Origin of the sequence: Burkholderia sp. Bp9012 (genome assembly GCF_003853825.1) — a bacterium.
Classification (GTDB): domain Bacteria; phylum Pseudomonadota; class Gammaproteobacteria; order Burkholderiales; family Burkholderiaceae; genus Burkholderia; species Burkholderia diffusa.
In genome coordinates, this window is sequence record NZ_QTQA01000002.1 from 24,473 (window position 1) to 42,525 (window position 18,053).

At 67.5% G+C, this 18,053-nt stretch carries 14 protein-coding genes; 9 read left to right on the forward strand and 5 right to left on the reverse strand.

What is annotated here, in order from left to right:
• Positions 1–143: 143 nt before the first annotated feature.
• The 3 genes from DIE11_RS02325 to DIE11_RS02335 all read left to right on the forward strand — a co-directional run bounded on the left by DIE11_RS02325 (position 144) and on the right by DIE11_RS02335 (position 2,764).
• Entirely contained in the window at positions 144–917 is a 774-nt protein-coding gene (locus tag DIE11_RS02325) for a class II aldolase/adducin family protein (RefSeq protein ID WP_059607698.1), read from the forward strand.
• 359 nt (positions 918–1,276) lie between these two features.
• Positions 1,277–1,711, forward strand: a complete 435-nt coding sequence (locus tag DIE11_RS02330; RefSeq protein WP_059607696.1) for a CHRD domain-containing protein — start codon at positions 1,277–1,279, stop codon at positions 1,709–1,711.
• 90 nt (positions 1,712–1,801) lie between these two features.
• On the forward strand, positions 1,802–2,764 hold the full coding sequence (locus tag DIE11_RS02335) for an alpha/beta hydrolase (protein WP_124621283.1): 963 nt from the start codon (positions 1,802–1,804) through the stop codon (positions 2,762–2,764).
• Here DIE11_RS02335 and DIE11_RS02340 read toward each other — a convergent pair.
• Positions 2,734–3,576 carry an EcsC family protein gene (locus DIE11_RS02340; RefSeq protein WP_124621285.1) on the reverse strand — a complete coding sequence of 281 codons (843 nt, stop codon included), beginning with the start codon at positions 3,574–3,576 and terminating at the stop codon, positions 2,734–2,736. The two genes, DIE11_RS02335 and DIE11_RS02340, sit on opposite strands and share 31 nt — an antisense overlap.
• Positions 3,577–3,683: 107 nt before the next feature.
• On the opposite strand from DIE11_RS02340, the gene DIE11_RS02345 reads away from it, so the two are divergent.
• Positions 3,684–5,279 carry an MDR family MFS transporter gene (locus DIE11_RS02345; protein WP_059607690.1) on the forward strand — a complete coding sequence of 532 codons (1,596 nt, stop codon included), beginning with the start codon at positions 3,684–3,686 and terminating at the stop codon, positions 5,277–5,279.
• 34 nt (positions 5,280–5,313) lie between these two features.
• The gene (locus DIE11_RS02350) at positions 5,314–5,760 is read left to right on the forward strand and encodes a MarR family winged helix-turn-helix transcriptional regulator (protein WP_059607688.1); all 447 of its coding nucleotides are present in this window, start codon (positions 5,314–5,316) and stop codon (positions 5,758–5,760) included.
• Between the two features lie 120 nt (positions 5,761–5,880).
• On the opposite strand, the gene DIE11_RS02355 is transcribed toward DIE11_RS02350, so the two are convergent.
• Together DIE11_RS02355 and DIE11_RS02360 are read right to left on the reverse strand one after the other, a co-directional pair.
• Positions 5,881–6,462, reverse strand: coding sequence for a DJ-1/PfpI family protein (locus tag DIE11_RS02355; protein ID WP_059607685.1), 582 nt, complete (start codon positions 6,460–6,462; stop codon positions 5,881–5,883).
• A 163-nt stretch (positions 6,463–6,625) separates the two neighbouring features.
• Positions 6,626–7,906, reverse strand: a complete 1,281-nt coding sequence (locus DIE11_RS02360) for an amino acid deaminase (protein ID WP_059607683.1) — start codon at positions 7,904–7,906, stop codon at positions 6,626–6,628.
• Positions 7,907–8,025: 119 nt separating this feature from the next.
• Here DIE11_RS02360 and DIE11_RS02365 point away from each other — a divergent pair, with 119 nt between their 5' ends.
• From DIE11_RS02365 to DIE11_RS02375, 3 genes are all read left to right on the forward strand, one after another.
• On the forward strand, positions 8,026–8,961 hold the full coding sequence (locus DIE11_RS02365; protein ID WP_124621287.1) for a MurR/RpiR family transcriptional regulator: 936 nt from the start codon (positions 8,026–8,028) through the stop codon (positions 8,959–8,961).
• Positions 8,962–8,963: 2 nt separating this feature from the next.
• Positions 8,964–10,445, forward strand: coding sequence for an amidohydrolase family protein (locus tag DIE11_RS02370; protein WP_124621289.1), 1,482 nt, complete (start codon positions 8,964–8,966; stop codon positions 10,443–10,445).
• 124 nt (positions 10,446–10,569) lie between these two features.
• On the forward strand, positions 10,570–10,956 hold the full coding sequence (locus DIE11_RS02375; RefSeq protein WP_006751946.1) for a RidA family protein: 387 nt from the start codon (positions 10,570–10,572) through the stop codon (positions 10,954–10,956).
• An 84-nt stretch (positions 10,957–11,040) separates the two neighbouring features.
• Here DIE11_RS02375 and queF read toward each other — a convergent pair whose 3' ends face one another.
• Positions 11,041–11,865, reverse strand: a complete 825-nt coding sequence (queF, locus tag DIE11_RS02380) for an NADPH-dependent 7-cyano-7-deazaguanine reductase QueF (protein ID WP_059607677.1) — start codon at positions 11,863–11,865, stop codon at positions 11,041–11,043.
• A gap of 12 nt (positions 11,866–11,877) precedes the next feature.
• The gene (gene ilvA, locus DIE11_RS02385; protein ID WP_059607674.1) at positions 11,878–13,401 is read right to left on the reverse strand and encodes a threonine ammonia-lyase, biosynthetic; all 1,524 of its coding nucleotides are present in this window, start codon (positions 13,399–13,401) and stop codon (positions 11,878–11,880) included.
• 575 nt (positions 13,402–13,976) lie between these two features.
• On the opposite strand from ilvA, the gene DIE11_RS02395 reads away from it, so the two are divergent.
• Positions 13,977–18,002 carry a DUF3683 domain-containing protein gene (locus tag DIE11_RS02395; protein ID WP_059607673.1) on the forward strand — a complete coding sequence of 1,342 codons (4,026 nt, stop codon included), beginning with the start codon at positions 13,977–13,979 and terminating at the stop codon, positions 18,000–18,002.
• The last annotated feature ends 51 nt before the right edge of the window (positions 18,003–18,053 follow it).

Genomic DNA, 18,053 nt, shown 5'->3' on the forward strand with positions numbered 1-18,053 from the left:
CGCAATGCGGGCCGCGGCGGTGCCGAACGACGCAGCGCACGCGCCTGCGCTTGACGCACCGGCGCGCTGCGTGCGCCGCCAGGAGACGAGGGACGTTGCGCGAGCCGCCCGCGCGGCCGCCGCGCCCGCAACCGGAGTGCCCCATGCAACGTGTACCGAACCAGCCGTTCACGCGTCCCGCCCGCTTTTCCGAAGCCGAATGGCAGGCGCGCGTGCAGCTCGCGGCCGCCTACCGGATCTTCGACCATCTCGGCTGGACCGAGCTGATCTACAACCATATCTCGCTGCGCGTGCCGGGTGAGGACGGCCATTTCCTGATCAATCCGTTCGGGCTCCATTACCGCGAGGTATGCGCGTCGAACCTCGTGAAGATCGACATCGACGGCAACGTGACCGGCCATTCCGACTGGCCGATCAATCCGGCCGGCTTCACGTTCCACAGCGCGATCCATGCGGCGCTGCCCGACGCGCACTGCGTGATGCACGTGCACACGACGCCGACGATGGCCGTGTGCTGCTCGCGCGACGGGCTGTCGTTCTCGAACTTCTATTCGGCGCAGTTGTACGGGAAGATCGCGTATCACGACTTCGAGGGCATCACCGTGCATCTGGAGGAGGGGCGGCGCATCGTCGAGAGCGCCGGCGGGCGGCCCGTGCTGCTGCTGCGCAACCATGGGCCCGTGACGATCGGCGCGACGCTCGCGCAGACCTTCTCGTTGATGTGGCTGCTCAATCGCGCGTGCGAGGTGCAGGTCGCGACCCACGCGATCGGCGACGCACTGCCGATCGCGCCGCCGGTGCTCGAGGGCTGCGTGCGCGATTCGCTTAACTTCGATCCGAAGCACGGCGCGGGGCAGGACGCATTCGACGCGTTGCAACGCATCGTCGATCGGATCGATCCGGGCTATCGCGCGTGAGGGCGCGGTGTCTGCGACGTCGGACTCAATCGCCGCGGCGACAATTGATTCGTGATGCTTGACGGCCCGCGAAGCGGAACGTGCCCGACGATGCGTGCACGCCACCCGGGCACGGGAAAAAAAAACGCGGCCGGATGGCCGCGTGAATACTCGCAGACTCCTTCGGACGAAGGAAACAAGCAACTGTGAGACGAAGTGTAGCGAAAGGCCGCGCGCGGATTCAGGGCTCCCGCTGCAAAGGTCTCTTCCAGGTTCCGTCAAGCTGGCGAGCGACGCAGCGGTGCCGGATCGGCGGCGATCGACTACCATCATGGAACGTCCCCGTCCGGGCGGCGTACCCCGTCGTACAAGGAGGATTCATGCCGAAGCTGCGTTTGCTCCAGGTGGCGTTGCTCGCGGGCGTCCTGGCCGCCGGCAGTGCCGCCGCCGAAACGGTGCGCCTGTCCGCCAGCCTGCAGCCGTCGAGCGAAGTGCCGCCCACCGCGACCAAGGGCGCCGGCGCCGTCGATGCGACCTACGACACGGCCACCCACATGCTGCAGTGGACGGTGACTTACGAACACCTCACGGGGCCGGCCACCGCCGCGCATTTCCACGGGCCCGCGCCGGTCGGCCAGAACGCCGGCGTGCAGGTGCCGATCCCGAAGGACGCGCTCGCGAGCCCGATCAAGGGCTCGAAGGAGCTCACCGACTCGCAAGTGACCGACCTGATGGGCGGCAAGTGGTACTTCAACGTGCACACGAAGGAGCATCCGTCCGGCGAAATCCGCGGCCAGATGATGCCGGCAAACTGAGGCCGGCGTTTGATATAGAGGCTCCCGTCGAGCAGCGCGGCGACGATCGCACGTACCATCGTCACACTGCGACGACGGAGTGTGTATTCGATGAGTTGGCAAAGCAAGTTCGCGTGCTGGCTGCTGCGCTGGCAGTTTCGTCCCGAGACCACGCGCCCGGTGCTCGATCCTGCCCGCGCGCGGCGCTTTACCGACCTGAGAATGATCGTGCCGCGTCGCGCGCCGTCGGGCTACCGGCTGCGCGAATGCTACGGTCCCGGCGACGCGCCGCTGCGCGGCGAATGGCTCGAACGCACCGATGCGGTCGCCGCTCGCGGGCCCGGCCGCACGCTGCTGTACTTCCACGGCGGCGGCTACTACTTCTGTTCGACGAAGACCCATCGGCCGCTCGTGTTCGGCCTCACGAAGCGCGCGGGCGTGCGCTCGTTCTCGCTCGACTACCGGCTCGCGCCCGAGAACCGCTTCCCGGCCGCGCTCGACGACGCGCTGGCCGCGTACCGGCAATTGCTCGCGCTTGGCACGCCGCCCGAGTCGATCGTGTTCGGCGGCGATTCGGCGGGTGGGGGCCTCGCGCTCGCGACGCTCGTCGCGCTGCGCGATCGCGGCGAGCCGTTGCCGGCAGGCGCGATCCTGTTCTCGCCGTGGACCGACCTGGCCGGCACCGGCGACACGATGCGCAGCAACGACGGCCTCGACCCGATGTTCGCGGCTGCGGCGCTGCCGAAGGCAGCGAAGCTGTATCTGGGAGACGAATCGGCGACGCATCCGTACGCGTCGCCGCTCTACGCGGACTTCACGGGGCTGCCGCCGCTCTTCATCCAGGCCGGCAGCACCGAGGTGCTCCTCGACGATTCACGCCGTGTCGCCGACAACGCGAAGGCGGCCGGCGTGCCGGTGGAGATCGAGGTGTGGCCCGACATGCCGCACGTGTGGCAGCTGTACACGCCGATGGTGCCGGAGTCGCGCGACGCGCTCGACCGTGCGGCCGCGTTCCTGCGCCGCGTCGCGGTCGAGCGGGCGGTTCAGCGCGTGGGCGAGCCGTCGATCGCCTGATACGCGGCCTGCACGGCGACCGGGCCGTACTTGCGCTCGAGCCGGCGCACGGTGAAGTGGCCGTGCGCCATCTGCTGGAAGTGGTCGATGAACAGCGTGTTGACGGTCGCGCCGAGCACCGCGCCGATCGCCGGGATCGACTTCGCGGCCATCTGCTCGGTGACCTGTACCGAAAAGCGTGATGCCACTGTCTGCACGAGCTTGAACACCGCCGCCGAGCTGTGCGCGGCGATCCCTTTCGTCGTGATGTCGGACGACGCCTTCGAAATCGCCTGCGCGAGCGCGCCGCGCAGCACGAAATAGCCGAGATCGGCGTCCTCTTCCCGCTCGTCCGCATTGCCGCCCATGCCGAGCACGGCCAGGCACTGCAACTGCGTATCCACCGAGCCCAGGTCCTCGCCCTCGCTGCGCGCGATGTCGCACACCGAGCGGAAGATCAGCGTGGTCGTCACCGGCAGCTCGACCGGCAGCGCGAGGAAACCGAACGCGCCGCCCGCCGCGCCGGTCGTCGCGACCGCGAGCTTGTGCAGCAGGTTGCTCGGCTTGTCCGGCTCGGCATCGGGCGTCTGCGGCTTGCCGAGCGTGCGCAGCGCGATGTTCAGGCACTTGCGCAGCGCAAGCTGCGTCGCGTCGTTGATCTTGCCGGTCGCGAAGTCGGGCAGCCGTGCGATCATCTTCTCGACTGGCGCGCCCAGCACGCCCGTCAGCTTCATCGTCAGCGACGGGCTTTCCAGCACCTGTTTCGCGCGCCGCAAGGCGTCCTGGTCGTCCGGCGACAGCGTCGCGGCAGGCGTGATTGAAATCGGTTCCATCTTTCTCCCTGGCGGCCATAGGCCCCAAATCCGTCGCCAGCCTAGATTACTCCGGCGTGCTAGAATTTTGAGATTGTTTGACTCGTCAAAAGTTGCATCAACAAAAAATGGCCGTCCATACTGCCGCCCACCATTCGAGCGGGCAAGTCCTGCCGTTCCGTGAATCGCTGCTGGCGATGATCGGGATTTCGTTCGTCACCATGCTCGTCGCGCTCGACCAGACGGTCGTCGGCACCGCGTTGCCGACCATCGTCGCCGAGCTCAAGGGGTTCGACCTGTATGCGTGGGTTGCGACCTCGTATCTGCTCAGTTCCGTGATCACCGTGCCGATCTTCGGCCGGCTCGGCGACTATTACGGCCGCAAGCCGTTCGTGATCGTGTCGATCGTCGTGTTCACCGGCGCGTCGGTGCTATGCGGGATGGCCAACGACATGCTGTTCCTGGTGCTGGCGCGTGGCCTGCAGGGGATCGGCGGCGGGATGCTGGTCGGCACCGCGTTCGCGTGCATTCCGGACCTGTTTCCCGATTCCGTCGTGCGGCTGCGCTGGCAGGTATTGATGAGCTCCGCGTTCGGCATTGCGAACGCGGTCGGGCCGTCGCTCGGCGGGATTCTGACCCAGTCGTTCGGCTGGCGCTCGGTGTTCTACGTCAACCTGCCCGTCGGCTTGCTGTCGCTGTTCTTCGTGTGGCGCTACCTGCCGCATCTGCGCCATGTCGAACACGACCGCAAGATGCAGCTCGACTGGCCCGGCGCGCTGCTGATCGCGCTGTCGCTCGGCGCGCTCCAGCTGTTCGTCGAATGGCTGCCGAAGTATGGCGTCATGAGCTGGGCGTCGCTGCTGCTGGTCGTCGCGGTCGGCGCCGGCGTCGGCCTGTGGCATTGGGAAAAGCGCTGCACGCAGCCGATTCTGCCGTTCGACATGTTCGGCAACCGCGCGCTGTCGGCGCTGTTCGTGCTCGCGATCCTTGCCGGCTTCTCGATGTTCTCGCTGCTGTTCTACGCGCCACTGCTGTTCCAGGGCGGCTTCGGAATGTCGCCGAAGGAGGCGGGGCTCGTGATCACGCCGCTCGTCGTGTTCATCACGATCGGCAGCATCATGAACGGCCGCGTCGTCACGCGCATCCGCAATCCGAATACGATGCTGCACGTCGGTTTCGTGCTGTTCGCGATCGCGTGCGCGGGCATCGTCGTGTCGACGCACACGACGCCGACCTGGGTGCTGATGGCGCTGATGGTCGCCGGCGGCATCGGCCTCGGCTTCGTGCTGCCGAACCTCACCGTGTTCGCGCAGCAGACGGCCGGCCGCGAGCACCTCGGCATCGCGACGGCGCTGCTGCAGTCGCTGCGGATGGTCGGCGGGATGATCGGCACCGCGCTGACGGGCACGCTGGTCAACCAGATGTATTCGAGCGGCGTGCGCGATGCGTTGTCGGGCGACCACGCGCTGCAGTGGCACGCGCAACTCGCCGATCCGCAGATCCTGATCGACCGCGCCGCGCAGGGTGGTCTCGTCGCGGAACTGACCCGCGCCGGGCATAATGGCGCGCTGCTGCTGGAAGCGGCCCGCGAATCGCTGGTCGGCGCGATTCACCTGGGGGTCGCGATGGCGGCCGTCGTCGCCGTGGTGTCGGTGTGGCAGTGTCGCCGCGTGCCGCCGATCGCGCTGCGGCGCAAGATCGAACCGCATGTCGCGGCCGATTGAACGATTCACCGATTGAACGAGTAGACATCAGCGCATGGAAGAACAGGACCGCGTCGCGATCTTGCAGCAATTCGGACGCACGTATCGCGCATTCATGAGCGCGTTCGAAACGCACGTCGGGCAGCCGATGCCGCGCTGGCGCATCATGGTCGCGCTGCACACGATGGGCGGGCATTCGTCGCAGAAGAAGCTCGTCGAGGTGTTGCGCATCGATCCGGGCGCGCTCACGCGCCAGCTGAAATCGCTCGACGCGCTCGGCTGGATCGAGCGCGCGTCCGACGCCCGCGACAACCGCGTGACCAACGTCACGCTGACCGAAGACGGCCGCGCCGCGTTCGACGCGTGCCTGCCGCGCCGCAAGGCGTTTCTCGACCAGACGATGGCGCAACTGCCGGACGACGTGCTGACCGCGCTGTCGGGTGCGCTGGCGATGCTGGAGTCGCGGATTGCGGAAGTCGGCTCGACGCCGGCGCAGCACTGAACGGACGGGCGGAAGCGGCACGACGGGGCGCGCCCCGTCGACCGATCCGGATCGGCACGGCATGCGGGTCGCGCGAACCCGCCGCTGGCCGGCGTTTCACTTCATTTCATTCAGCTTCGTCTACAGCTCGATGCGCGTGCCCAGCAACGTGAGGAACTGCGCGAGCCATGCCGGATGCGCGGGCCACGCGGGTGCGGTGACGAACGGCGCGTCGGTCACGGCCGCATCGACCGGGATGTCCGCGTACTCGCCGCCCGCGAGCTTCACTTCCGGCGCGCAGGCCGGGTAGGCCGAGATGCGCTTGCCGCGGATCACGTCGGCGGCCGCGAGCAGCTGCGCCGCATGGCAGATCGCGGCGATCGGCTTGCCGGCTTCGGCGAACGCGCGCACCAGCGCGATCACCTTCGCATCGAGACGCAGGTACTCGGGCGCGCGGCCGCCCGCGATCGCGAGCGCGTCGTAGGCCGACGCATCGACATCGTCGAACGTCGCGTTCAGCGTGAAGTTGTGGCCGGGCTTTTCGGTGTAGGTCTGGTCGCCCTCGAAATCGTGGATCGCGGTCTTGACCTTGTCGCCCGCGCGCTTGCCCGGGCAGACCGCATCGACGTGATGGCCGACGGCCTGCAGCGCCTGGAACGGCACCATCGTTTCGTAGTCTTCGGCGAAATCGCCGGTCAGGAACAGGATCTTCTTCGCGGCCATGGCTTTCTCCATTCAACAGCGTTGAGGGCCCGTTCGCGCCGCGTACGGCAGACGGCGCTGCGGCGGCGAAGCGGCCCCGAGGACGAAAGCGCAGTGTACTCCGGCCGCTTGAAGCGCGCGTGACGGCCGCCCCGCGCGGCGGCAGGGCCGTGTGCGCGGAGCTTCAGAAGAAGGTTTCGACGACTTCCGTCACGCGGAACTGCGGATCGAGGACGAGCAGCTGGCGCCACTTGTCGAACGTCAGGCACGGGTGCGAGATGTCGAACGCGACCATGTCGCCGACCTTCACGTCCGCGCCCGGCGGGATCTGCAGGTACGCGTGCTGGTCCATCATCCCGGTGACGGCCCAGCCTTCGCTCGCGGCGACATCGCGCGGCGCGCTGTCGCGGCCCGGGCGGAAGTGGCGCGCCGGCTCGGGCAGGCCCGCGTCGAACGCCGCGTCGCGCTTGCCGAGCGCGATGATCGCGCGATCCTGCTCGGGCACCGACTGCACGTACGCCCACAGCTGCAGCGCCGGCAGCAGCCCTTCGCCCATCCTGCGGGCGATCGGGTTGCGCGCGAACACGTCGGTCTGCGCCTTCTTGTAGATGCCGACGTCGTGCGTCAGGTAGCAGCCCGGACGCAGCACGACTTCCGCAAAACCGGCGTCGGATGCCTTCGCGAATTCCTCCGCGACCACGTCGTACCACGCAGACCCGGCGCCCGACAGGATCGCCGGCGTGCGCGCGAAACGGCCGGCTTCGGCCAGCTCTCGCGTGAGCGCGACCGCGTCCTGCAGGAACGTGCGGATCTCGCCTTCCTCCTTCAGCACGCCTTCGTAGAGTTCGATGCCGGCCAGCTTCAGCGTGTCCGGATAGCGCGCGATTGCGTCGAGCACGGCCTGGCGTTGCGCGGCGTCGCGCACACCGGCGCGGCCGCCTGGCACGCCGAGCTCGAGCAGGACGTTCAGCGTCTTCTTCGCGTCGCCGAAGAAACGGCCGAGCTGGTCGACGCCGTCGGCCGAATCGACGAGGCAGAAGAATTCGAACTCGGGATCGGACAGCAGCTGAGCGATGATCGTCATGTTCTGGCGGCCGACCAGCTGGTTCGCGAGCAGCACGCGCCGTACGCCGCCGTGATACGCGGCCTGCGTCTGATGCGCGGTCGCGAGCGTGATGCCCCATGCGCCGGCGTCGAGCTGGCGGCGGAACAGTTGCGGCGCCATCGTCGTCTTGCCGTGCGGCGCGAACTTCACGCCGTACTGCTGGACGAACGCCTGCATCCAGTTCAGATTGTGCTCGATGCGATCCGCGTACAGCACGGCGGCCGGCAGGCTGACGTCTTCCGCAAGCAGGTTCCACTCGAGGCGGCCCGCGTCGTCGAGCGGCACGCTCGCGCTCGGCAGGTTGCCGAGGCCCTTGCCCAACGGATTGATTGTCGGTTCCTGATAGTTTGTAACTTTCATGTCATCCCGCTCCATCATCACTATGCATTGCACTGAAGTTGACACGCAGATGGTACAGAAAGTAGCATCGGCGCGGTGATGTTATTTAGTAACATGAGGCGCCACACACTTTTCAGCAGATGAATTCGCACGCTACCCCGTCCGCTCCGTTCGCAACCGAGCAACCGGCTTCGGTCGCCCAGCCGGTCCTCGACATCGTCGCGCGGATTGCCGAATGCGCGCCCGAGTTGCGCGAGGCCGAACGCAAGGTCGCCGCATTCATCCTCGCCGATCTCGCGCGCGCCGCGCATGCGAGCATCGGCGCGCTCGCGCGCGACGCGGAGGTCAGTGTCGCGACGGTCACGCGTTTCGCGAAGGCGGTGGGCTGCCGCGACGTGCGCGAACTGAAGGTGCTCGTCGCGCAGGCGGCGGCCGTCGGCCAGCGCTTTCTCGTGCCGGCCGATGAGCATCCGGAAGAAGACGCGAGCCCCGCATCGGTCGTCTACGACGAAATCCGCGTGGCACTCGCGCACAACCACCAGTTGCTGCGCAACACGTCGTTCGACGCGGCGGCCGACCTGCTCGCCGGCGCGAAGATGATCTACGTGTACGGGCAGGGCGGCGGCTCGACTGCGCTCGCCGACGAGTTGCGCTTCCGGCTCGTGCGCTTCGGCCGGCCGGTCGCGACCTACCAGGACAGCCTGCTGCAGCGGATGGTGTCGGCAACGCTGTCGCGCGACGCCGTGGTCGTCGCGCTGTCGGTGAGCGGGCGCGTGCCCGAGCTGCTCGAGAGCTGCCGTCTCGCGAAGCGCTACGGCGCGAAGCTGATCGCGATCACCGCGCCGGCTTCGCCGCTCGCGAAGCTCGCCGACCACCTGATCCCGGTCGTCGCGTTCGAAACCGATTTCATTTACAAGCCTTCGACATCGCGCTACGCGATGATGATGGCGATCGACGTGCTCGTCACCGGCGTCGCATTGCGGCTCGGCGATGCGGGCCGAGAATCGCTGCGCCGCGTCAAGCATGCGCTCGATGCGCACCGCGGCGGCGGAGACCGTCAACCGGTAGGAGACTGACCATGCATTCGCATCCCGAAGCCGCCGATACGCTGATCGTCGGCGCGCAGCTGTACGACGGCACCGGCGCGCCGCCCGTCACGCGCGACGTCGCGATCCGCAACGGCGTGATCGCTGCGATCGGCAATCTGTCGAACTGGCTTGCCGAGACCGTCGTCGATGCGAACGGCCGCGCGCTCGCGCCGGGCTTCGTCGACGTGCACACGCACGACGACACGCACGTGATCCGCGCGCCGGAGATGCTGCCGAAGATCTCGCAGGGTGTGACGACGGTGATCGTCGGCAACTGCGGGATCAGCGCGTCGCCGGTGACGCTCGTGGGCGATCCGCCCGACCCGATGAACCTGCTCGGCGAGCGTGGCGCGTTCCAGTACCCGACCTTCGCCGCCTATGTCACGGCCGTGAACGACGCGCGTCCGGCCGTGAACGTCGCGGCGCTCGTCGGGCACACCGCGCTGCGCAACAACCAGATGGACCGCCTCGATCGCGCGGCGACCGACGGCGAAATCGCCGGCATGCGCGCGCAGCTTGAGGAGGCGCTCGCGAACGGCGCGCTGGGGTTGTCGTCGGGCCTCGCCTACGGCTCCGCGTTCGCGGCGCCGACCGAAGAGGTGATGGCGCTCGCCGAGCCGCTCGCGAACGCGGGCGCGCTGTACACGACGCACATGCGCACCGAGTTCGACGCGATCCTCGACGCGATGGAAGAGGCGTACCAGGTTGGCCGCCATGCGCGCGTGCCGGTCGTGATCTCGCACCTGAAGTGCGCGGGTCCGTCGAACTGGGGGCGCAGCACGGAAGTGCTCGCATCGCTCGAAGGCGCGCGCCGCTACCAGCCGGTCGGCTGCGACTGCTATCCGTACAGCCGCAGCTCGTCGACGCTCGACCTGAAGCAGGTGACGGGCGACATCGACATCACGATCACGTGGTCGGAGCCGCACCCGGAGGTGGCGGGCAAGCTGCTGAAGGCGATCGCGGCCGACTGGGGCGTGACCGAGCAGGAAGCCGCGCAGCGCATCCGCCCGGCGGGCGCCGTGTACCACAACATGTCCGAGGACGACGTGCGGCGGATCCTGGCGCATCCGGCGACGATGGTCGGCTCCGACGGCCTGCCGAACGATCCGCTGCCGCACCCGCGGCTGTGGGGCGCGTTCCCGCGCGTGCTCGGCCACTACGTGCGCGACACGAACCTGCTGCCGCTCGAGGAGGCGATCCGCAAGATGACGTCGCTGTCCGCGCGCCGCTACGGGATCGCGCGGCGCGGCGAAGTGCATGTCGGCTACCACGCGGATCTCGTGCTGTTCGATCCGGCGCGTGTGATCGATGCCGCGACGTTCGAGAAGCCGCAGCAGCCCGCGCACGGGATCGACGCGGTGTGGGTGAACGGCGTGCTCACGTATGAAAACGGCCAGCCGACCGGCGAGCGCGCCGGCGGCTTCGTCGCGCGCGGCGAGCGCGTGCCGGCGAGTGCCGACGCCGCGTTCTGAGCGCGGTCGTCGTTCCGATCTGCCGCGCGTGCCGTCGTCGGTGCGCGCATCCGCAACCGTGCGTTGCATGGGCCGGAGCCAGCGCTGACGCGCGGGCTGCGGTCGACATACAAGGAGTGAAACGATGAAGCGATATGGCGTGGGCGAAGCGAAGGGCACGGGCGGCCAGGTGATGCCGTTTGCACGTGCGGTCGAGGCCGATGGCTGGCTGTACGTGTCGGGCCAGACGCCGATGGTGAACGGCGAGGTCGTCGAAGGCGGCATCGTCACGCAGTCGAAGCAGACGATCGAGAACGTGATCGCGATCCTGAAGGAAGCCGGCTACGGCCTCGAACACGTCGTGCGCTGCGGCGTGTGGCTCGACGACGCACGCGATTTCGCATCGTTCAACAAGGTGTTCGTGTCGTACTTCGGCGAGCATCCGCCGGCACGCGCATGCGTGCAGTCGAGCATGGTCATCGACTGCAAGGTCGAAGTCGACTGCATCGCTTACAAGGCGCCGGCGAAGTAACGCGCCCGCGCAATCCCCTGCGCACAGTGAAACAGCCCCGTCGACGCGAGCCGGCGGGGCTGTTTCGTTTCCGGCGGGCCGGTGTTACTGCCGCGCGGTCCGCGCGTTGTCCGGCATCGGCTGGTTGTAGTTGGTGCGGAACGGATTGATGTCGAGCCCGCCGCGGCGCGTATAGCGCGCATAGACGGCGAGCTTCACCGGTTTGCACGCATGCAGGATGTCGAGGAAGATCCGCTCGACGCACTGCTCGTGAAAGCCCGTGTGGTTGCGGAACGAGATGATGTAGCGCAGCAGCCCCGCGTGATCGATCTGCGGCCCGACGTAGTGAATTTGCACGCTGCCCCAGTCGGGCTGGCCGGTGACCGGGCAGTTCGAGCGCAGCAGATCGGACACGAGCGTTTCCTCGACCGGCGCTTCGTCCTCGGCCGCCGACAGCAGCGACGGATCGGGTTCGTACACGTCGGTGTCGAGGTCGAGCCGGTCGAGCGACAGCCCGTCGAGCTCTTCCATCTCGAGCTTGCCGAAATCGTGCGCCGACACGAGCTGCACCGAGACGCTCGCGCCGCATGCGGCCGAGACGTCGCGCTTGAGCGTGTCGCGCACCGCGTCGATCGAGTCGAACTTCGACTGCGCGAACGAGCCGAGATACAGCTTGAACGACTTCGATTCGACGATGTTCGGCGATTCGGCCGGCACGTAGAAGGTCGCGACCGCGACTTGCGGCTTGCCGCGCGCATTGAGCCACGACAGCTCGTACGCGTTCCAGATGTCGGTGCCGAAGAACGGCAGCGCGGCCGTGATGCCGAGCTGCTCGCGCGCGCCCGCGCGCGGGATCGGGAACAGCAGCGACGCGTCGTACTGGGCTGCGTAGACGGTGGCCTTGCCGAGCGGGGAGTGTTCGGGATTCATTGCGCGAAGCCTTTACGACAGGAAGAGGCGGTAAGCCGGATTGGCGCTCTCTTCGACATATGGATAGCCGAGCGCCGCGAGGAAGCGTTCGAATTCGGCGCGATCGGCCTGCGGCACCTGCAGCCCGACGAGGATCGAGCTGTAGTCCGCGCCCTGGTTGCGGTAGTGGAACAGGCTGATGTTCCAGTCCGGCGCCATCGACGACAGGAACTTCATCAGCGCGCCCGGCCGCTCCGGGAATTCGAAGCGGAACAGGCGTTCGTCGAGCGCGAGCGGCGAGCGGCCGCCCACCATGTAGCGGATGTGTTCCTTCGACAACTCGTCGTGCGTCAGGTCGACGGTCTTGAAGCCGTGCGACTCGAAGTTCGCGGCGATCTCGGCGGATTCGTCACGCCGCTTGATCTGCACGCCGACGAAGATGTGCGCGGATTGCGCATCGGCGATCCGGTAGTTGAACTCGGTCACGTTGCGGTCGCCCACGAGCGAGCAGAAGCGCTTGAAGCTGCCGCGCTCCTCGGGGATCGTGACCGCGAACACGGCTTCGCGCGCCTCGCCGACTTCCGCGCGTTCGGCAACGAAGCGCATCCGGTCGAAGTTCATGTTCGCGCCGGACGTGACCGCGACGAGCGTCTGGTTCTCGATGCCTTCGCGCTCCGCGTAGCGTTTCGCGCCCGCGACCGCGAGCGCGCCGGACGGTTCGAGCACGCTGCGCGTATCCTGGAACACGTCCTTGATCGCCGCGCACAGCGCGTCGGTGTCGACCGTCAGCACGCCGTCGAGGAATTCGCGGCAGAGCCGGAAGGTTTCCTCGCCGACGAGCTTCACCGCGGTGCCGTCCGCGAACAGGCCGACCTCGCTCAGCTCGACGCGCTCGCCCTTCTGCAGCGACTGCGCCATTGCGCACGAATCCTCGGCCTGCACGCCGAACACCTTGATTTCCGGCCGCACCGCCTTGACGTAGGCCGCCACGCCGGCCGCGAGCCCGCCGCCGCCGATCGGCACGAAGATCGCGTGAATCGGCCCCTGGTGCTGACGCAGGATTTCCATCGCGATCGTGCCCTGGCCTGCGATCACGTACGGATCGTCGAACGGGTGGACGAACGTGAGGTCGCGCTCCGCCTGCACCTTGACCGCGTGCGCGTAAGCATCGCTGTACGACTCGCCCGCCTGGATCACCTCGACGCTCGGGCCGCCGTGCGCGCGCACCGCGTCCACTTTCACCTGCGGTGTCGTGATGGGCACGACGATCACCGCCTTGACGCCCATCCGTGCCGCCGAGAACGCGACGCCCTGTGCATGGTTGCCGGCCGATGCGGTAATCACGCCGCGCGCGAGCGCGTCGGCCGGAATGTGCGCCATCTTGTTGTACGCGCCGCGCAGCTTGAACGAGAACACCGGCTGGTTGTCCTCGCGCTTCAGGTAGACGGGGTTGCGCAGTCGGGCCGACAGGTTGCGGGCGGATTCGAGTTCCGTCTCGAGCGCGACGTCGTAGACGCGCGCGGTAAGGATTTTCTTCAGGTAATCGTGGGATGCCATGGGCGCTCGCGTGCAGTGCGGAAGCAGACGGTAAAAGATCAATGATAGCGCCAAGGGTCCGTCCGCACGCAAGCGGCATGCCGGGCATACGGTCGCGGAACCGCGCCGGCGGGCATGTTTGCCGCTCGGAGTGTTCTTTTTTACCGGTTTAACCGCATGGTTACCGACCGGACGGACGGCGAATACGGGCGCGAAATCGCGCCGAAGCAGGCCCGGCGCGGGTTGCGGCGAAAGCCCCACGCGCTGTCCGGCGTCTCACGGGCGGGCCGATCATGGGTTAGAATTCCGTTTTGAATCAAGGATCGGAAGATGCAGAGGCACCCTCGGATCGCCCCGTTGAAGCCGACGCCGCGCGCAGCCAGCCCCGCGGCGGAGCGGCATGCGCGCCGCGCGCGATCGTGCTGATGGCTCCGAGTGCCGCCAGGCCCCGCCGGCCCGGGACGGTGAGTTCAGACCCGCTCCGGCCCCATGCGAGATAGTCGCGCGCCTGGCACCAGAACAGATTTCCCCAAGATTGCGCCCACGCGCTTGCCGACGCCCGTGCACGGGGTATCGGCCCTCCGAGTCGTCCGAACATGAACGCACCACAAGTTTTCGATCCGAATGGCGCGGCCGCCGCCGTCGCCGCCGACCCCGCGCCCCGTCTGCGCGAGATTCCCTATAACTACACGTCCTTCTCCGACCGCGAGATCGTGATCCGTCTGCTCGGCGAGGAGGCGTGGTCGGTGCTCGACGAGCTGCGTGCCGAACGCCGCACGGGCCGCTCGGCACGGATGCTGTACGAAGTGCTCGGCGATATCTGGGTCGTGCGCCGCAACCCGTACCTGCAGGATGACCTGCTCGACAACCCGAAGCGCCGCGCGCTGCTGATCGAGGCGCTGAATCACCGCCTGACCGAGATCGGCAAGCGCCGTCGCGCCGACCTGACCGAGCACCGCGACGACGCGGGCCGCGAACGTGCGGGACGCGTCGAGATGCTCGAAGCCGCCGCGCAGCGCGCGGTCAACGAGTTCGCCGACGAATTCGAGAAAATGGCCGACCTGCGCCGCCGCGCGACCAAGGCGCTCGGCCGCTGCACGCAGAAGGACAACATCCGCTTCGACGGGCTGTCGCGCGTGTCGCACGTCACCGACGCGACCGACTGGCGCGTCGAATACCCGTTCGTCGTGCTGACCCCCGATACCGAAGCCGAGATCGCCGGCCTCATCAAGGCCTGCTTCGAGCTCGGCCTCACCGTGATCCCGCGCGGCGGCGGCACCGGCTACACGGGCGGCGCGGTGCCGCTCACACCGTTCTCCGCGGTGATCAATACCGAGAAGCTCGAACAGCTCGGCGCGGTCGAGCTGACCGAGCTGCCGGGCGTCGCGCACAAGGTGCCGACGATCTTCTCCGGCGCGGGCGTCGTCACGCGCCGCGTGACCGAGGCGGCCGAGGCGGCCGGCTACGTGTTCGCGGTCGATCCGACCTCGCTGGACGCATCGTGCATCGGCGGCAACGTCGCGATGAACGCCGGCGGCAAGAAGGCCGTGCTGTGGGGCACCGCGCTCGACAACCTGGCCTGGTGGCGGATGGTCGACCCGGACGGCAACTGGCTCGAAGTCACGCGCCACGAGCACAACCAGGGCAAGATCCACGACATCGCGGTCGCGCGTTTCGAGCTGAAGTGGTTCGACGGCGCGTACGCGCCGGGCGAGAAGCTGCTGAAGAGCGAGATGCTCGAGATCGAAGGCCGCCGGTTCCGCAAGGAAGGCCTCGGCAAGGACGTCACCGACAAGTTCCTGGCCGGCCTGCCGGGCGTGCAGAAGGAAGGCTGCGACGGGCTGATCACGTCCGCGCGCTGGGTGCTGCACAAGATGCCCGCGCACACGCGCACCGTCTGTCTCGAATTCTTCGGCCAGGCGCGCGAGGCGATCCCGAGCATCGTCGAGATCAAGGATTACCTGTTCGAGACGTCGAAGCAGGGCGGCGCGATTCTCGCGGGCCTCGAGCACCTCGACGAGCGCTATCTGCGCGCGGTCGGCTACGCGACCAAGAGCAAGCGCAACGCATTCCCCAAGATGGTGCTGATCGGCGACATCGTCGGCGATGACGCCGATGCGGTCGCGCACGCGACGTCCGAAGTGATCCGGATGGCGAACGGCAAGAGCGGCGAAGGCTTCGTCGCGATCAGCGCGGAGGCGCGCAAGCGCTTCTGGCTCGACCGCAGCCGCACGGCCGCGATCGCGAAGCACACGAACGCGTTCAAGATCAACGAGGACGTCGTCATCCCGCTGAACCGGATGGGCGAGTACACCGACGGCATCGAGCGGATCAACATCGAGCTGTCGCTGAAGAACAAGCTGCAGCTGGTCGACGCGCTCGAAGCGTTCTTCCGCGCCGGCAACCTGCCGCTCGGCAAGACCGACGACGCGAATGAAATCCCGAGCGCCGAACTGCTCGAGGATCGCGTGCAACAGGCGCTGGAGCTGCTCAAGCGCGTGCGTGCGCGCTGGGAATTCGTGCGCGACCGGCTCGACCAGCCGCTGCGCGAGGCGCAGCACTATCTCGTGCAGCTCGGCTACGAGGCGCTCGCCGAGAAGTTCGCCGATCGGGCGGACGATCAGCCGGGCGCGACCGTGTTCCACGTCACGCAGGACCGCACGGTGCGCATCTCGTGGAAGCAGGAGATCCGCGCGGAGCTGCGCGCGATCTTCAACGGCGGCGCGTTCAAGCAAATCCTCGACGAGGCGCAGGCGATCCACAAGCAGGTGCTGCGCGGGCGCGTGTTCGTCGCGCTGCACATGCACGCGGGCGACGGCAACGTTCACACGAACCTGCCGGTCAACTCCGACAACTACGAGATGCTGCAGGACGCGCACGCGGCGGTCGCGCGCATCATGACGCTCGCGCGTTCGCTCGACGGCGTGATCTCCGGCGAACACGGCATCGGCATCACGAAGCTCGAGTTCCTGACCGACGACGAGATCGCCGAGTTCCGCGCGTACAAGCAGCGCGTCGACCCGAACGGCCGCTTCAACAAGGGCAAGCTGCTCGAAGGCGCCGACCTGCGCAACGCTTATACGCCGAGCTTCGGGCTGATGGGCTACGAGTCGCTGATCATGCAGCAGTCCGACATCGGCGCGATCGCCGATTCGGTGAAGGACTGCCTGCGCTGCGGCAAGTGCAAGCCGGTGTGCGCGACGCACGTGCCGCGCGCGAACCTGCTGTACAGCCCGCGCAACAAGATTCTCGCGACCTCGCTGCTGGTCGAGGCGTTCCTGTATGAAGAACAGACGCGCCGCGGCGTGTCGATCAAGCACTGGGACGAGTTCAACGACGTGGCCGACCACTGCACGGTGTGCCACAAGTGCGCAACGCCGTGCCCGGTGAAGATCGACTTCGGCGACGTCACGATGAACATGCGCAACCTGTTGCGCAAGATGGGCAAGAAGAAATTCAACGCCGGCAATGCGGCGGGCATGTTCTTCCTGAACGCGACCAATCCGCAGACGATCAACGCCGCGCGCAGCGTGATGATGGGCGTCGGCTACAAGGTGCAGCGCTTCGCGAACGACATGCTGAAGAAGGTCGTGACGAAGCAGACGCAGCACCCGCCGGCGACGGTCGGCAAGCCGCCCGTGGTCGAGCAGGTGATTCACTTCGTCAACAAGAAGATGCCGGGCAACCTGCCGAAGAAGACGGCGCGCGCGCTGCTCGACATCGAGGACAACAAGATCGTGCCGATCATCCGCAACCCGAAGTCGACGACCGTCGATTCGGAAGCGGTGTTCTACTTCCCGGGCTGCGGCTCCGAGCGCCTGTTCTCGCAGGTCGGGCTGGCTACGCAGGCGATGCTGTGGGAGGCGGGCGTGCAGACCGTGCTGCCGCCGGGCTACCTGTGCTGCGGCTATCCGCAGCGCGGCTCGGGCCAGTACGACAAGGCCGAGAAGATCGTCACCGACAACCGCGTGCTGTTCCACCGGGTCGCGAACACGCTGAACTACCTCGACATCAAGACGGTGGTCGTGTCGTGCGGCACCTGCTACGACCAGCTCGCCGGCTACGAATTCGACAAGATCTTCCCGGGCTGCCGGATCATCGACATCCACGAGTTCCTGCTCGAGAAGGGGATGAAGCTCGACGGCGTGACGGGCACGCGCTACATGTATCACGACCCGTGCCACACGCCGATCAAGACGATGGACCCGGTCAAGCTCGTCAACGAGCTGATGGGCACGGAGAAGGACGGCTACAAGATCGAGAAGAACGACCGTTGCTGCGGCGAATCGGGCACGCTCGCGGTCACGCGCCCGGACGTGTCGACGCAGGTCCGCTTCCGCAAGGAAGAAGAGATCCGCAAGGGTGCCGCGAAGCTGCGCAGCATCCCGGTCGTCGCCGACGGCGCGAGCGCACCGGCGCCGGCCGCGAACGGCGGCCCGGACGTGAAGATCCTGACGAGCTGCCCGTCGTGCCTGCAGGGGCTGTCGCGCTACAACGAGGATGCGAACATCGAGGCCGACTACATCGTGGTCGAGATCGCGCGCCAAGTGCTCGGCGAGAACTGGATGGCCGACTATGTCGCACACGCGAACAATGGCGGGATCGAGCGCGTGCTGGTCTAATGCGGGCATGACGACCGCCCGGCCGGGCCAAGGATGAGAGCGGGCGCCTGC

Coding starts and splice junctions, on each gene's coding strand:
- DIE11_RS02325 (WP_059607698.1), top strand. CDS start 144: ATGCAACGTGTACCGAACCAGCCGTTCACGCGTCCCGCCCGCTTTTCC.
- DIE11_RS02330 (WP_059607696.1), top strand. CDS start 1,277: ATGCCGAAGCTGCGTTTGCTCCAGGTGGCGTTGCTCGCGGGCGTCCTG.
- DIE11_RS02335 (WP_124621283.1), top strand. CDS start 1,802: ATGAGTTGGCAAAGCAAGTTCGCGTGCTGGCTGCTGCGCTGGCAGTTT.
- DIE11_RS02340 (WP_124621285.1), bottom strand. CDS start 3,576: ATGGAACCGATTTCAATCACGCCTGCCGCGACGCTGTCGCCGGACGAC.
- DIE11_RS02345 (WP_059607690.1), top strand. CDS start 3,684: ATGGCCGTCCATACTGCCGCCCACCATTCGAGCGGGCAAGTCCTGCCG.
- DIE11_RS02350 (WP_059607688.1), top strand. CDS start 5,314: ATGGAAGAACAGGACCGCGTCGCGATCTTGCAGCAATTCGGACGCACG.
- DIE11_RS02355 (WP_059607685.1), bottom strand. CDS start 6,462: ATGGCCGCGAAGAAGATCCTGTTCCTGACCGGCGATTTCGCCGAAGAC.
- DIE11_RS02360 (WP_059607683.1), bottom strand. CDS start 7,906: ATGAAAGTTACAAACTATCAGGAACCGACAATCAATCCGTTGGGCAAG.
- DIE11_RS02365 (WP_124621287.1), top strand. CDS start 8,026: ATGAATTCGCACGCTACCCCGTCCGCTCCGTTCGCAACCGAGCAACCG.
- DIE11_RS02370 (WP_124621289.1), top strand. CDS start 8,964: ATGCATTCGCATCCCGAAGCCGCCGATACGCTGATCGTCGGCGCGCAG.
- DIE11_RS02375 (WP_006751946.1), top strand. CDS start 10,570: ATGAAGCGATATGGCGTGGGCGAAGCGAAGGGCACGGGCGGCCAGGTG.
- queF (WP_059607677.1), bottom strand. CDS start 11,865: ATGAATCCCGAACACTCCCCGCTCGGCAAGGCCACCGTCTACGCAGCC.
- ilvA (WP_059607674.1), bottom strand. CDS start 13,401: ATGGCATCCCACGATTACCTGAAGAAAATCCTTACCGCGCGCGTCTAC.
- DIE11_RS02395 (WP_059607673.1), top strand. CDS start 13,977: ATGAACGCACCACAAGTTTTCGATCCGAATGGCGCGGCCGCCGCCGTC.